Here is a 14,627-nt window from a genome sequence, read left to right as displayed (position 1 = left end):
AATAGTCATGTTAGGAATGATGTTGACTTATTGGGAAGGGAGACTGAACGTTCATGCGTGTTTCTAACGTTACCGTTCGTCGCAGATTGTTTACTGCGCTCATTATTGGCACTGTCATCTTTACAGCACTTATTCTCCGTCTAGCTTATGTCCAGCTATGGATTGGACAAGACTTGGCGAATAAAGCAGAGGATAGTTGGCGGAGAAAAATAGAATTTGCGCCCAAGCGAGGCGAGATTCAAGATCGCAATGGGATAACGATGACCTACAGTATGAGTACACCTACGATTGTGGCTATTCCTGTTCAAATTCAAGACGCCCGAAGCACTGCAGCCAAACTTGCCGAAGTGCTGCAAGGGAATGAAGATGACATTTATAAACAGATTACAAAAAAAACATCCCAAAACGATATCAAGCCTTCTGGACGCAAAATAACGATTGAAAAAGCGCAAGAAGTACGTAATCTACAGCTTCCTGGTATTGTGGTAGCAGAAGATAACAAAAGATACTACCCTTTTGGCTCGTTAGCTGCCCATATTCTTGGTTTTGCTGGATTAGATAAAGGGCTGACGGGCATTGAAGCAAAGTATAACAGCCAATTGACTGGAATAGCAGGAAGCATATCCTATATGACTGATGCAGCTGGAAGAACGTTGGAAGGGACAACGGATACCTATACGAAGCCTAAAGACGGTCTCAACATGAAGTTGACGATTGACAATCATCTGCAGTCTGTGCTGGAGAGAGAATTGGATCAGGCCATGGCACAGTATAAAGCGCAAAATGTTATCGCCATCATGATGGATCCCAATAATGGAGAAATCCTTGCTATGGGGAGCAGGCCTACGTATGAACCAGGCAATTATAAGGATTATCCGGCAGAAACCTATAATCGGAACTTACCGATTTGGAAAACGTATGAGCCGGGTTCTACTTTCAAAATTATTACACTAGCTGCAGCGCTAGAGGAAAAAAAGATTGACTTAAAAAGTGAACAATTTTACGATCCCGGATTTATTGAGGTCGGAGGGGCTAGACTCCGCTGTTGGAAACGCGGCGGTCATGGCAGTGAAACGATGCTGCAAGTCGTCCAAAATTCCTGTAACCCCGGATTTGTCGTTATGGGACAGCGTTTAGGCAAGGAAAAGTTGTTTGATTACATTTCAAAGTTTGGCTTTGGGAAGAAGACGGGAATTGACCTCGGCGGCGAAGAAAATGGTATTATGTTTAAGCCGTCTCAAGTGGGTCCTGTTGAGCTAGCGACAACGGCATTCGGTCAAGGGGTATCGGTCACTCCGATTCAGCAAATTACGGCTGTCTCTGCGGCTATTAACGGAGGAAGACTTTTTAAGCCGTATGTGGCAAAGTCGTTTACAAATCCGGATACGGGTGAAGTTGTTGATGTTGTAGAGCCCGAGCTTGTGCGCAATGTCATCTCAGAGGAGACATCGAAGCAAGTACGCGAAGCGCTTGAAAGCGTAGTTGCCAAAGGCACAGGGCGCAATGCGTTTATCGACGGCTATCGCGTAGGTGGGAAGACGGGAACAGCGCAGAAGGTCATTAACGGACGTTATTCGCCGGATGAGCATATTGTCTCCTTCATTGGCTTCGCGCCGGCTGATAATCCGAAGATTGTCATCTATGCAGCTGTGGATGATCCGCAAGGGATTCAATTTGGAGGTCTGATTGCAGCTCCACTTGTGAAGAATATGATGGCTGATGCTTTGCGATATATGAAAGTTGAACCGGATAAAAACCAGCTTGATAAAGATTATCGCTATGGTGAAATACCGGTTGTTGAGGTGCCGGACTTGGTTGGAGCCTCAGTTGATGATATATTAGAAGATCTGAACATGAATTTTAGGCTGGCTAAGTCTGGCAGTGGCAAATATGTGATCAGTCAAGCGCCGAAGCCGGGTTCACGAGTAGATCAAGGCTCTACAATACGCATTTTTCTCTCAAACAATGCGCCACCGCAATAATGTGGTTTAGTTGGTTGGAAAAAAGATTTGCGAGTAAGACATGTTTAGCTTTTCCATAGGCATAAAATTGTCAATAATAGGTAGCAATAACGTTAAGGAGAGGGTTGCTCATGAAACTTCAGGAGCTTGCTTCCGCACTGCTCATTACCCACATACATGGAGATGCTGATACAGAGATTACTGGGATTGAAGCAGACTCTCGTAAAATAAAAACAGGGGATTTGTTTCTATGTATCCCAGGACTGACAGCAGATGGTCACGATTATGCCCCAAAAGCGATTGCGCTTGGGGCTTCTGCGCTTGTAACAGAAAGAGTGCTTGACTTGCCAATTCCTCAGCTTGTTGTGAAAGATGCGAGATATGCAATGGCGGCTTTATCGGCCCATTTCTATGGCTATCCCAGCAAAGAACTTAAATTAATTGGTATTACGGGTACGAATGGCAAAACGACATCGACCTATTTAATTGAGAAAATATTGCGGGATCAAGGCTTTACGACGGGACTTATGGGAACGATTCAAATGAAAATCGGCGATACGTATACGGAAATGGAGCGCACAACACAAGAAGCCGTCGATCTACAGCGCAGCTTCCGCCAGATGTGTGAACAGAAGACGGATTACTGCATTATGGAAGTGTCCAGCCATGCTTTGGAATTAGGTCGAGTGAAGGGCATTCATTTCCGTTCGGGTATTTTTACGAATTTAACGCAAGATCATTTAGATTATCACAAAACAATGGATGCTTATGCAGCGGCAAAAGGACTGCTCTTCTCTAGATTGGGGAATGGTTTCTCAGCCGATCTCAAGGAACGTCAGTATGCTATTCTAAATGCGGATGACGCTGCTTCCCAAACGTTCAGTAAGCTGACAGCCGCGCAAACTATTACATATGGTATAGAGAATGAGTGTGATGTAAGGGCGACAAATATTCGAATTACAGCCCATGGCACGGAATTTAAGCTTATTTCCTTTGCGGGAGAGGCTTTTTTCAGAATGAAGTTGGTTGGTAAATTCAATGTGTACAATGCGCTCGGGTCCATTGCTGCGGCACTTGCTGAAGGGATTCCCCTTGAAGCAATCCGGAATAGTTTAGAAGATATAACGGTAGTAGATGGGCGTATGGAGGTTGTGAATGAGGGACAGGATTATTTAGTCTTGGTTGACTATGCTCATACCCCAGATGGACTAGAGAATGCCCTATCCACTGTGCGTGACTTTGCAGAAGGTAAGGTAATCACTGTGTTTGGCTGCGGTGGTGACCGTGATCGAACGAAACGTCCTCTTATGGGTAAAGTTACGGCCAAGTATAGTGATTATTTATATGTGACTTCAGATAATCCGCGTACGGAAAATCCAGATGCCATTCTTTCTGATATCGTTCCTGGTCTAAATGAGGTTAATTACCCAAAGGAACAGTATGAATTAATCGTGGATCGCAAAAAAGCGATACAAAAGGCTATTGAAGGGGCAGGCCCTAAGGATGTAATATTGATAGCGGGAAAAGGCCACGAAACGTATCAGGATGTCATGGGGGTCAAGCATGATTTCGATGATCGATTGGTGGCTAAGGCTGCGATAAGGGGGAGAGAACGATGATAGAGCGCACACTGGAACAAATGACAGACATGCTAGGCGATGAGAGAGTGCGGGTGTCCTCAACGTCAACGGACATTTCAATAATAGGCATATCTACCGATACACGAACAATACGACCAGGAAGTCTGTTTGTGCCGCTGATCGGGGATCATTACGATGGTCACGCTTATGCCGCAGAGGCTTACAGCAAGGGTGCTGCGGCTGCCTTATGGCAAGATGACCATCCTCACCCCCCAGAAGGCATGCCCATCATTCGCGTCAAGGATACGCTAACAGCCCTGCAGCAGTTGGCTAAGTCTTATCGCAAGCAGCTGCCGGTTCGCATTATTGGCATTACTGGGAGTAATGGCAAAACGACAACCAAAGACTTAGTTGCGGCCGTTTTGGGTAGTACGTTTCAAGTGCATAAAACAAAGGGAAACCTGAATAATCATATTGGTTTACCGCTCACGCTGCTCGAGCTTGAGGAAACTACACAATTCGCCGTAGTCGAGATGGGGATGAGTGGGCGTGGCGAGATCGAGTTGTTATCCAATCTGGCCGAACCGGAAGCGTCGATTATTACGATGATCGGCGAATCGCACATGCTTCAGCTTGGCTCGCGGGAAGAAATCGCTCGGGCTAAGGCCGAGATCGTTAGCGGAATGCCCAGCGGTGGGCTGTTCGTCTACAACGGCGATGAACCACTGATTGAACAGGCCCTCGCGGAGCTTAGCCACGGCGGGCTGCGCCGTATCCGCTTCGGCAGCGGCGCGGATAATGATCTGTTCCCGACCGACATCCGGATGGATGCGGACGGGGCGTGCTTTCAGATCAATTCACCGGGGTACCCGGAATTGTTCATTCCCTTGCTCGGCACGCATAATGTGATTAATGCGTTAGCAGCCATTGCCATCGGCGAAGCCTTCGGCGTCTCGCCTGAGGGAGTTGCAGCGGGGCTTCGCTCGCTGCAGATGACAAGCATGCGCATCGAGAAGCTAACAGCAGCTTCGGGGCTGACTGTGCTTAACGATGCGTATAACGCCAGCCCGGCATCCATGCGGGCTGCGATCGACTTGACCGAGCAGCTGAGCGGCTTCGGTCGCAAGTTCCTCGTGCTCGGCGACATGCTGGAGCTTGGCGAGCACGAAGAGCAGTTCCATCGCAGCATTGGTGCGATGCTGTCTCCGGAACGTGTAGACTATGTCTTCACGTTCGGCCGTCTTGGCCGCTTCATCGCGGATGAAGCGGCTCAGCAATTCCCGAAGGCGTGCGTGCGTGCCTTCGATGACAAAGAGCAGCTCGCGGCAGAGCTCGCCACTGAGGTCCGAGCAGAGGACCTTGTGCTCGTAAAGGGCTCGCGAGGCATGCGTCTCGAGCATGTTGTTAATGCCTTACTCGCCTAGATGGCGTTTGTATAATAATAGGATGAAACAGTAGATCGTTTTCGAAAGACGAAAACGAGCAGGGGGAACCAACGTGGAAAACGCAATTTTATTAACGATGGGCGTAGCTTTTGTGCTTGCGCTTATTATGGGACCGCTTTTTATACCGATTTTGCGGCGTATGAAATTCGGACAACAAATTCGAGAGGATGGCCCGCAAGGACATCTGAAAAAACAAGGGACACCGACGATGGGCGGGGTCATTATTTTACTCGCGCTGGCCCTTGCTACGCTTCGTTTTGCCGATAAAAATACGGATCTTTTGATCCTGTTAATAGCCTCATTAGGCTATGGATTAGTTGGTTTTCTCGACGATTATATCAAAATTATTTTCAAGCGCTCACTTGGTCTTACAGCGAAACAAAAGCTGTTCGGTCAGCTCTTGATCTCCGCAATCGTCTGTTACCTGCTTGTCATGCAAGGACATAGCACGGACTTATATATTCCATTTGTGGCGTTCCACTTCAACCCAGGCTGGTTGTACTTTCCGTTAATGGCAATTCTTATGTTGGGTGCATCGAATGCGGTGAATTTTACAGATGGTCTTGATGGACTGCTTGCAGGGACAAGTGCCATTGCATTTGGTGCTTATACGGTTATTGCTATGAATAATACACAGCCGGAAGCGGCTATTTTTTCAGCAGCTATGGTTGGGGCCGTACTCGGTTTCCTCGTTTTTAATGCCCATCCAGCCAAAGTATTTATGGGTGACACAGGATCGCTCGGGATCGGTGGCGGCCTTGTGGCTGTTGCCATTTTGACCAAAGCTGAGCTGCTGCTTGCCATTGTTGGCGGTGTGTTCTTGGTTGAAATTCTTTCTGTTGTGATCCAAGTGGTTTCTTTCAAGACAAGAGGTAAGCGTGTTTTCAAAATGAGTCCAATCCATCACCACTTCGAATTGGTTGGTTGGTCGGAGTGGCGTGTTGTTATCACATTCTGGGTCGTAGGTCTCGTACTTGCTGTACTCGGATTATATATGAATGAGGTGTTGTAGAGCATGAATCATCCGCGGGATTATCGTGGACTTGAAGTCATTATTTTGGGCTTGGCTCGCAGCGGTGTCGCTGCGGCTAAGCTTTTTCATCAAAAAGGAGCTTTGGTAACGGTCAACGACAAAAAAGAGCGAAGCGCATGCCCTGAAGCCGACGAATTAGAGGCTCTGGGTATTTCTGTTGTATGCGGCTTTCATCCGGAGTCCTTGGTGCATGCGGGGGTTTCTCTCGTTGTGAAGAACCCAGGAATTCCGTATACGGTAGAGCCGATTCGCAAAGCAGAAGAGCTGGGAATCGAAGTTGTGACTGAGGTTGAGGTTGCTTATCAATTCTGTGAAGCTCCAATTATTGGTATAACAGGTTCGAATGGCAAGACTACAACGACAACATTGATTGGTTTAATGCTGGAAGCAGCGGGTTTATCTCCAGTTGTAGCGGGTAATATTGGGCGCGCATTAACAGAGGCTACGCCAGAAGTTACAGCTGATAACTGGATGGTTGTTGAGCTCAGCAGCTTTCAACTGAAAGGAACGACTTCATTCCGACCAACGATTGCACTTTTGTTAAATGTGTACGAAACTCATCTGGATTATCATGGTTCAATGGATGACTATATCGCTTCGAAAGCAAAAATATTTGCAAATCAAACCGAAGAAGATACGGCAATCCTGAATTGGGATGATGAGGTGTGTCAGACTCTTATTCCTAGCCTAAAGGCTAAACTGTTCCCTTTTTCTATGAAAGAGAAGCTCTCTTTTGGGGTCTACTTCGATGTAGAGACTGAGGTCATTGTTTACGCAAACGGACTAGGCCAAGTGCAGCCGATTATGCCGGCAAGTGAAATGGGGATCCCGGGCAGCTTTAACGTCGAGAACGCGTTAGCAGCGGCAGCAGCAGCCATTACTGCGGGTGTTCAGCTAGATGCCATAGCAGATGTGCTTAGAAGCTTCCAAGGCGTAGAACACCGTCTGGAGCTCGTTAGAGAGCTTAAGGAAGTGACCTTCTATAACAATTCCAAAGCAACGAATGCAGCGGCTTCGATTAAGTCGATTGAGGCGTTCAACCAACGCGTTGTTCTGATTGCAGGAGGTTTGGATCGTGGGTCGGATTATATGGAACTTCTGCCTACTTTCCAGGAGCGGATCAAAGGTATCGTTACCTTAGGTCAGACGAAAGAGAAAATTACGCATATTGCCGAGCTGGCAGGGATTAGCCGCATTCAAACCGTCGATACTGCTAAGGATGCAGCGGACGCGGTGTCGCAAGCCGTTCAGCTAGCCTGGCAAATGAGTGAACCCGGAGATATTGTTCTACTTTCACCTGCTTGTGCAAGCTGGGATATGTTCCCCTCCTATGAGGACAGGGGACGCATGTTTAAGGAGTCCGTGCATAACCTTTAAATAGGGCTTATCCACATATGCTGTCTTGTTAGCGATACTGTCGCTGCTTGCTAATATGTATCATGGATGACGCCCACAACACACGAAGAGGTGTCTGTTATGGGTAAAGCACGGTCCGCTCCTGACATTTGGATTATTGTTCCAACCTTGTTGCTTTTGACAATTGGCGTTATTATGGTTTACAGCGCGAGCAGTGTTCTAGCGTTTCGCGAGTTTGGCGACTCCCTGTATTACTTGAAACGTCAATTTATTTTTGCTGTTCTGGGTGTTATCGCCATGTTTTTTACGATGAATGTTGACTATTTAGTTTGGAAAAGGTTTGCCAGAGTAGCGCTTTTTATTTGCTTTGCCATGTTGATTATCGTTCTAATTCCCGGCATCGGGGTTGTTCGTGGTGGGGCTAGAAGCTGGTTAGGTATAGGTGCCTTCGGTATTCAGCCGTCTGAATTTATGAAAATTGGGATGATTCTCTTTCTATCCAACATGTTATCTGAAAACCAAGCGAAAATAACTTTATTCAGAAAAGGCTTACTGCCACCGCTTGGCATCATGGGCATAGCGTTCGGTCTCATTATGCTGCAGCCTGACCTTGGAACAGGTGCCGTTCTCGTCGGAGCTTCGCTGCTCATCATCTACACATCGGGGGCGAGATTGCTTCATCTCTCGTATCTGGGTATGATAGGGGTTGCGGGTTTTATCGGGCTCGTCATTGCCGCCCCGTACCGTTTGAAGCGAATTACAGCATTCTTGGATCCATGGCAGGATCCCTTAGGTGCAGGTTATCAGTCGATTCAATCGCTCTATGCAATTGGACCGGGAGGTCTTGTGGGGCTTGGTCTTGGTATGAGTCGTCAGAAGTACAGCTATTTGCCAGAGCCGCAAACTGACTTCATTTTCTCCATTATTGCTGAGGAACTTGGATTTATCGGCGGTACGCTTGTATTGCTGCTCTTTACGATTCTTGTGTGGCGCGGAATGCGGGCAGCTATTACAGCACCGGATACGTTTGCCAGTTTGATCGCTGTAGGCATTATCGGTATGATTGCCGTGCAAGTTATTATTAATATAGGTGTTGTTATTGGGATGTTCCCGGTAACCGGCATTACTTTGCCATTCATAAGTGCAGGAGGGTCTTCATTGACGCTTATGCTGACATCGGTCGGCATCCTGCTCAATATATCCCGCTATTCGAGGTGACAGGGGAATGAAAACGATTGTCTTTACCGGAGGAGGCTCCGCAGGACATGTTACACCTAACATAGCGCTGATGCATAAACTTGCACAGTTAGGTTGGGAAATTAAATACATAGGTTCAGCTACGGGCATCGAGAAAGACATCATTGAACGCGAAGGTGTACCTTTTTACTCAATTTCATCTGGGAAATTACGTCGATATTTTGATCTGAAAAATTTCAAAGACCCTTTCAAAGTGATGAAAGGCGTCTATGAGTCTTATAGATTGCTCCGTCGTTTGAAGCCCGCCATCGTCTTTTCGAAGGGCGGGTTCGTTTCCGTCCCGGTCGTTCTTGGCAGTCGGATGAATAAGATTCCGGTGATTATTCATGAGTCGGATATAACGCCAGGGCTTGCGAACAAAATTTCAATTCCTTTTGCAACCAAGGTTTGCGTTACCTTTCCGGAGTCCTTACAGCATGTTCAAAGAGACAAGGCAGAGCTGACAGGTTTACCGATTCGTGAACACATTCTCAGTGGTAAAGCGTCTCGCGCTTACCAGCTTTGTGATTTTCATTCACAGAAACCGGTCATTTTGGTGATGGGCGGCAGCCTAGGCTCGCAAGTGATTAATCAAGCTGTCAGAGGCAACCTAGAGCGATTACTAGCTCAGTTTCAGATTGTACACCTATGCGGGAAAGGTAATATTGCATCAGAGCTTGCCAATACCCGGGGATATAAACAATTTGAATATTTAAATGAGGAGCTCCCAGATATTTTGGCAATGACAGAGCTTGTTATTTCCAGAGCTGGTGCCACATCTATTTATGAATTTTTAGTCATGGAAAAGCCGATGCTGCTCATTCCTTTATCGCTGCAGGCAAGTCGAGGAGACCAGATTCTAAATGCAGAGTCATTTCAGAAAGCGGGCTACGCGGACGTTCTACAAGAAGATGCTTTAACAGCCGATACGCTCGCAGAGCGTGTGGAGGCTCTTCATACGAATCGAGAGGCCTACAAGGCAGCGATGCAACTACGCAAAGAAAGCGATGCAGTTGCATCAATCGTAAAACTGATTGAAACCTTTAGCTTATAGACTTGATTTTGCTAAACCGAATAGGCGATTGTCACACTCTACCCGATTTCACATAAACTACACTATAACCGTGACAGACACCTAAGGCTTAATATGGCGCCAAACAACGAAGACCGGCCATCTTCGACTCGGTCCGTATTATGAAATTATGAAGCTTGAAGCTGCTATTCAAGATAATTTCGCCCTACGTTCTGTGAAGGAGGTTTTCCCATGCAACAGTTAATATCCGATTTACAGGCAGCAAATATTGGCGAGATTCGAACGAATGAACGACTAGCCCCTTATACGACATGGAAAATCGGCGGTCCGGCTGATTGCCTCGTTATCCCCCAAACGAAAGAGCAGGTAGCTGCTGCCATCCGATTTCTATATGAACGCGGTGTTCCATGGACGGTCATCGGAAGAGGATCCAACTTGCTTGTAAGTGATAAAGGCATTAGAGGGGTCGTAATTAAACTTGGCAATGCGTTAGAAACGCTTCGCTTTGATGGTGCGATGGTCTACGCAGGTGGTTCCTATTCGTTCATTAAATTGTCCGTACTAGCGGCCAAAGAGGGTTTAACCGGACTGGAGTTTGCTTCTGGCATTCCCGGTTCTGTGGGAGGCGCCGTCTACATGAATGCAGGGGCTCATGGGTCCGATGTGTCACGCATACTCAAGCAGGCTGAAGTCATCCTGGACACAGGGGAATTGGTCACTATGCAGGCGGAGGATTTGCAGTATGCCTATCGACACTCAATTCTGCATACATTGCCCGGCATTGTAACGGAAGCTGTCTTTGAATTACAGGTTGGAGAGCGCAAAGAAATTGCCGGTGCTATGGCGGCTTACCGCGATCGGCGTCGGCGTACTCAACCCGGCCAATTAGCGTGCGCAGGGAGTGTATTCCGTAACCCTGAAGGGGGATTCGCAGCTAAGCTCATCGAAGAAGCTGGCCTGAAAGGCAAACGTGTCGGTGGAGCTGAAATTTCTAAGCTTCACGCCAATTTCATTGTTAATACCGGAGATGCTACAGCCGAGGACGTTCTCACTCTCATAAGCGAGGTACAGTTAATCGTACAGAAACAGTACGGCATATCGCTAGTACCGGAAGTTCTGGTGATAGGTGAGAGGTAAATCGGAGGTGGAACTTTGGAGAAGCTCGTTATCGAAGGTGGAAGACCTCTTACGGGAGCCATCCAGATACACGGCGCGAAAAACGCCGCATTACCAATTTTAGCAGCCTGCATCCTGGCTAGCGGCACTCATACTCTGCATAATGTTCCTAATTTGCTCGATATCGACACCATGCTGCGCATACTTTGCGCGCTGGGCTGTCGTGCCGAGCAGCAAGGGGATACTGTATCTATCACAACATCCACAGCTCATTCCTCTCATATCCCAGAAGAATTGATGGGGCAGATGCGTTCTTCCATCTTTCTAATGGGTCCGCTACTCGCTAGATTCGGCAGTGTTACCGTATATCAACCGGGTGGCTGCGCGATCGGCGAACGTAAAATCGATTTGCACCTTAAAGGTTTGCAGGCTCTTGGAGCCAACATTGAAGAATCCGCCAACACAATTGTTTGCACGGCAGATTCCCTGCATGGCAGCGAGATTGTTCTCGACTTCCCAAGTGTTGGAGCTACTGAAAATATTATGATGGCTGCTGTCAAAGCAGAAGGCATCACAACGATCTACAATGCTGCCCGTGAACCTGAGATTCAGGATTTGCAAAACTTCCTGAACGCGATGGGCGCTGATATTATTGGCGCAGGTACGGACACCATAACGATTCGCGGAGTGGAGTCATTATCTCCTTGTTCATATCGCATCATACCCGATCGCATTGTAGCTGGAACATTCCTTGTTGCAGCAGCTGCGACCAAAGGAAGCATTACACTCGAAAGGGTGAACCCTGCTCATTTAACCTCGGTTATTCATGTCCTCAAGCGCGCAGGTGTTCAAATCATCACGGACGGTGATATAATACATGTAAGCTGTCCGACAAGACCGAAGGCGGTCGAGCGAATTGTTACTTCACCGCATCCGTCCTTTCCAACGGATCTTCAATCGCAAGTCATGGTGCTGTTATCTCTAGCAGATGGACTAAGCGTAATGAAAGAAACGATATTCGAAGGTAGATTTAAGCACGTTGATGAACTTTCCCGTATGGGAGCAGACATCCGTGTAGATATGAGCTCAGCCTTTATACGAGGGGTTCCGAGGTTATATGGAGCTACAGTTGAAGCGACTGATTTGCGAGCCGGTGCAGCACTTGTCATTGCCGGTCTGGCTGCGCATGGCACAACGATTGTTGAACAAATTCATCATATTGATAGAGGCTATGATAGAATTGAACATATGCTTTCCATGCTGGGAGCCTCCGTGCATCGCCAATCACCCGTCCCAAGTGAGTAGAATGTTTGAATGACTTCCGCGGATCCCTTCCTGCTTGCAGGTGGGGATACACGGTTTTCATTTGTTTGTCATACGAAAATAATAGGTGGTGCCCATCTTGTCTGAAGACCGCAAAGTACCCACTCTGCCTGTTCCTAAGCCGCGTGCGCGTACGAATCGGAAGCTGCTCATCTTCTTGTTCGTTTTTTTCATCACAGTTCTTATCATTTTGTTTTTTCAATCTTCGCTTAGCCGAATTAGTGCCATTGAAGTTGAAGGAAATGAACTTATGGCATCAGAAACAATAGGACAAGCTAGTCAAATTGCCGTAGGTGATCGTTTCTTTGCCGTTAGCTCACAGGCAATCCAACAGCGCATTGCCAAGATGCCCATGATCAAAACGGCCGTCGTGAAGAAGCATTTTCCAGGCATTATCCGTATTACTGTAGAAGAATTCCCTAAAGTGGCATTCCAAATTGGAGCAGATGGTAAGAAGCAGGCTGTGCTCGCGGATGGCGCTGTCGTGCAGCTTTCTTCAGGAAGCATTCCTTTGGACATGCCTATTTTGACAGGATGGACAGACGGCGATCCGAATAAGGCCGCACTTTGCAAAGTGCTTGGTGAAATCCCGGAGAGTGCGCTTTCTGACATTTCCGAAATTAAACCGGACCCGTCGGAACCATACCCTGACAAGATCAAATTGTATACAAGATCTCAATTCGAAGTGTATACAACCATTGCCTATTTACCAGAGAAAATTGACAATTTGCCTGCCTATATTGCAAGCTTACAAGAAGATCATATTACGAGTGGTGTAATCAAAATGCTAGAAGTAGAGTATCACACTCCTTTCGAACCGAATGAAGAGTCCAAAAATGATTCGAACAATGCATCCGGTCAGAAGGCTGGGGGCAATTCACCGAGTCCTACACCTGATTCGAGCAAAGATGGGGGTAAGACAAGCCCGAAGCCGACTCCAAAAGCGACGCCCAAATCACCACCAAAGGAAACCGCGCGTCCTTCCTGACAAAAAAACGTTTTAATGGGCTACTCAATCACTTAAAAAAATGTTAAAATTAGATTTATGGTTAAATAGGTATCTATCAGTTCCTTAGATTGTTTTAAGTAGTTACTAGACAAGATCTATATCATTTTCTCATCATTAAGACTAGATATGTAAATGACTTTTTTTACTAGCAAAAAAAATGTAGAAAAAAGAGGGAATATGGCGGTTGTGTGGAATACGTATAGAAGTATTTGTGAGGAATTCACTTTATTACCCAAGTTACAGGAGGTGCCAGGGGCTTGAGCAACAATGACATCATTGTTAGTTTAGACATCGGTACATCCAAGGTTCGAGCTATTATTGGGGAAGTCGTAAACGGAACCATTAATATAATAGGTGTGGGATCTGCCGAGTCAGAGGGTATTCGTAAAGGCGCAATCGTTGATATTGATCAAACTGTGAATTCAATTCGCAGCGCCGTTGATCACGCTGAACGAATGGTCGGCGTAGAAATTTCCGAGGTTTACGTAGGAATTTCAGGTAATCATATTGCTCTTCAATCTAGTCATGGTGTTGTCGCTGTTTCTAATGAAGACCGAGAAATCGGAGAAGAGGATATCGATCGTGTTATTCAGGCGGCCAGAGTCATCGCATTACCTCCCGAACGTGAAATTATTGGAGTTGTACCTAAGCAATATTTAGTAGATGGACAAGAAGGCATTAATGATCCTCGTGGCATGATTGGTGTTCGCTTAGAAGTGGAAGCGACAATTATCACTGGAGCGAAGACAGGGATACATAATTTAATCCGTGTTGTGGAAAAATCCGAACTGAAGGTTGCAGGCCTCATCTTGATGTCGCTAGCATCTGGACAGTTAGCCTTATCGAAGGATGAGAAAGCTGTTGGAACGGTTCTGGTTGATGTAGGAGCAGGGGCAGCAACGATTGCCGTATTTGAACAAGGTAATCTTGTGGCTACGTCGACGATTCAAATCGGTGGCGAATACATCAGTAATGATATCGCAATTGGACTCCGGACTCAGCTCGAAATCGCAGAGAAAATAAAGCTGAAATACGGTTGTGCTTCTGTAGGTGATTCAGCGCCCGATCAAGTATTTAAGGTTACGAGAATGGGAAGCAATGTGGAAAAAGAGTTTTCGCAAGTAGACCTCGCGAATATCATTGAACCCCGCGTTGAAGAAATTTTCCAAATGATCCGTGCGGAAGTTCATCGTTTGGGATATGGTGATTTAGCTGGTGGTTATGTGCTTACAGGCGGAACCGTTTGTATGCCAGGCATACTTGCGGTCGCACAAGATGAACTCGCAACATCTGTACGCATCGCTGTTCCGGATTTCATTGGAGTACGTGATCCTTCCTACACTAGTGGCGTTGGTATCATTCAATTCGTATCCAAGTACATGAAAAATCGGAATTCGGGGCTCTCGAAGAAAGTAGTAACGAAGACAACAGCAAAAAAATCCTCCGATAGTACCAAACCAGGTTTTCTTGAACGGGTAAAAAATTTTTTCAGTGAATTTATATAGTGAACGCAAAGTTAGGGGGATATGACTCAC

11 protein-coding genes are annotated in these 14,627 nt (G+C 46.7%); all 11 read left to right on the top strand.

Annotated elements, in window-relative coordinates:
* Positions 1–53: 53 nt before the first annotated feature.
* The 11 genes from AC58UU_RS08120 (at position 54) to ftsA (ending at position 14,597) form a co-directional block, all read left to right on the top strand.
* Complete coding sequence (locus AC58UU_RS08120) at positions 54–1,982, top strand: stage V sporulation protein D (RefSeq protein WP_497314542.1); 1,929 nt, start codon at positions 54–56, stop codon at positions 1,980–1,982.
* A gap of 110 nt (positions 1,983–2,092) precedes the next feature.
* Positions 2,093–3,580 (top strand): UDP-N-acetylmuramoyl-L-alanyl-D-glutamate--2,6-diaminopimelate ligase, encoded by a 1,488-nt coding sequence (locus tag AC58UU_RS08115; protein ID WP_497314540.1) that lies wholly within the window; start codon positions 2,093–2,095, stop codon positions 3,578–3,580.
* The gene (locus tag AC58UU_RS08110; protein WP_497314539.1) at positions 3,577–4,965 is read left to right on the top strand and encodes a UDP-N-acetylmuramoyl-tripeptide--D-alanyl-D-alanine ligase; all 1,389 of its coding nucleotides are present in this window, start codon (positions 3,577–3,579) and stop codon (positions 4,963–4,965) included. The genes AC58UU_RS08115 and AC58UU_RS08110 overlap by 4 nt, the downstream gene beginning before the upstream one ends.
* 97 nt (positions 4,966–5,062) lie before the next feature.
* Complete coding sequence (gene mraY / locus AC58UU_RS08105) at positions 5,063–5,998, top strand: phospho-N-acetylmuramoyl-pentapeptide-transferase (RefSeq protein ID WP_056833508.1); 936 nt, start codon at positions 5,063–5,065, stop codon at positions 5,996–5,998.
* A gap of 3 nt (positions 5,999–6,001) precedes the next feature.
* Positions 6,002–7,396, top strand: coding sequence for a UDP-N-acetylmuramoyl-L-alanine--D-glutamate ligase (gene murD, locus AC58UU_RS08100; protein WP_497314537.1), 1,395 nt, complete (start codon positions 6,002–6,004; stop codon positions 7,394–7,396).
* 99 nt (positions 7,397–7,495) lie between these two features.
* A complete protein-coding gene (gene spoVE / locus AC58UU_RS08095) occupies positions 7,496–8,593 on the top strand; it encodes a stage V sporulation protein E (protein ID WP_497314536.1) in 1,098 nt (365 codons plus the stop codon).
* A gap of 7 nt (positions 8,594–8,600) precedes the next feature.
* On the top strand, positions 8,601–9,665 hold the full coding sequence (murG, locus tag AC58UU_RS08090) for an undecaprenyldiphospho-muramoylpentapeptide beta-N-acetylglucosaminyltransferase (RefSeq protein ID WP_497314535.1): 1,065 nt from the start codon (positions 8,601–8,603) through the stop codon (positions 9,663–9,665).
* A gap of 210 nt (positions 9,666–9,875) precedes the next feature.
* Positions 9,876–10,781 carry a UDP-N-acetylmuramate dehydrogenase gene (murB, locus tag AC58UU_RS08085; protein WP_497314533.1) on the top strand — a complete coding sequence of 302 codons (906 nt, stop codon included), beginning with the start codon at positions 9,876–9,878 and terminating at the stop codon, positions 10,779–10,781.
* 15 nt (positions 10,782–10,796) lie between these two features.
* Positions 10,797–12,065 carry a UDP-N-acetylglucosamine 1-carboxyvinyltransferase gene (gene murA / locus AC58UU_RS08080; RefSeq protein ID WP_497314531.1) on the top strand — a complete coding sequence of 423 codons (1,269 nt, stop codon included), beginning with the start codon at positions 10,797–10,799 and terminating at the stop codon, positions 12,063–12,065.
* 88 nt (positions 12,066–12,153) lie between these two features.
* Positions 12,154–13,071 (top strand): cell division protein FtsQ/DivIB, encoded by a 918-nt coding sequence (locus tag AC58UU_RS08075; RefSeq protein WP_497314900.1) that lies wholly within the window; start codon positions 12,154–12,156, stop codon positions 13,069–13,071.
* A gap of 278 nt (positions 13,072–13,349) precedes the next feature.
* The gene (gene ftsA, locus AC58UU_RS08070; protein ID WP_497314529.1) at positions 13,350–14,597 is read left to right on the top strand and encodes a cell division protein FtsA; all 1,248 of its coding nucleotides are present in this window, start codon (positions 13,350–13,352) and stop codon (positions 14,595–14,597) included.
* Positions 14,598–14,627 lie beyond the last annotated feature (30 nt).

Source organism: Paenibacillus sp. JT22N1, from assembly GCF_059692155.1.
The sequence above is the reverse complement of the archived record's forward strand: the minus strand, read 5'-3'. Positions and strand labels throughout refer to the sequence as shown.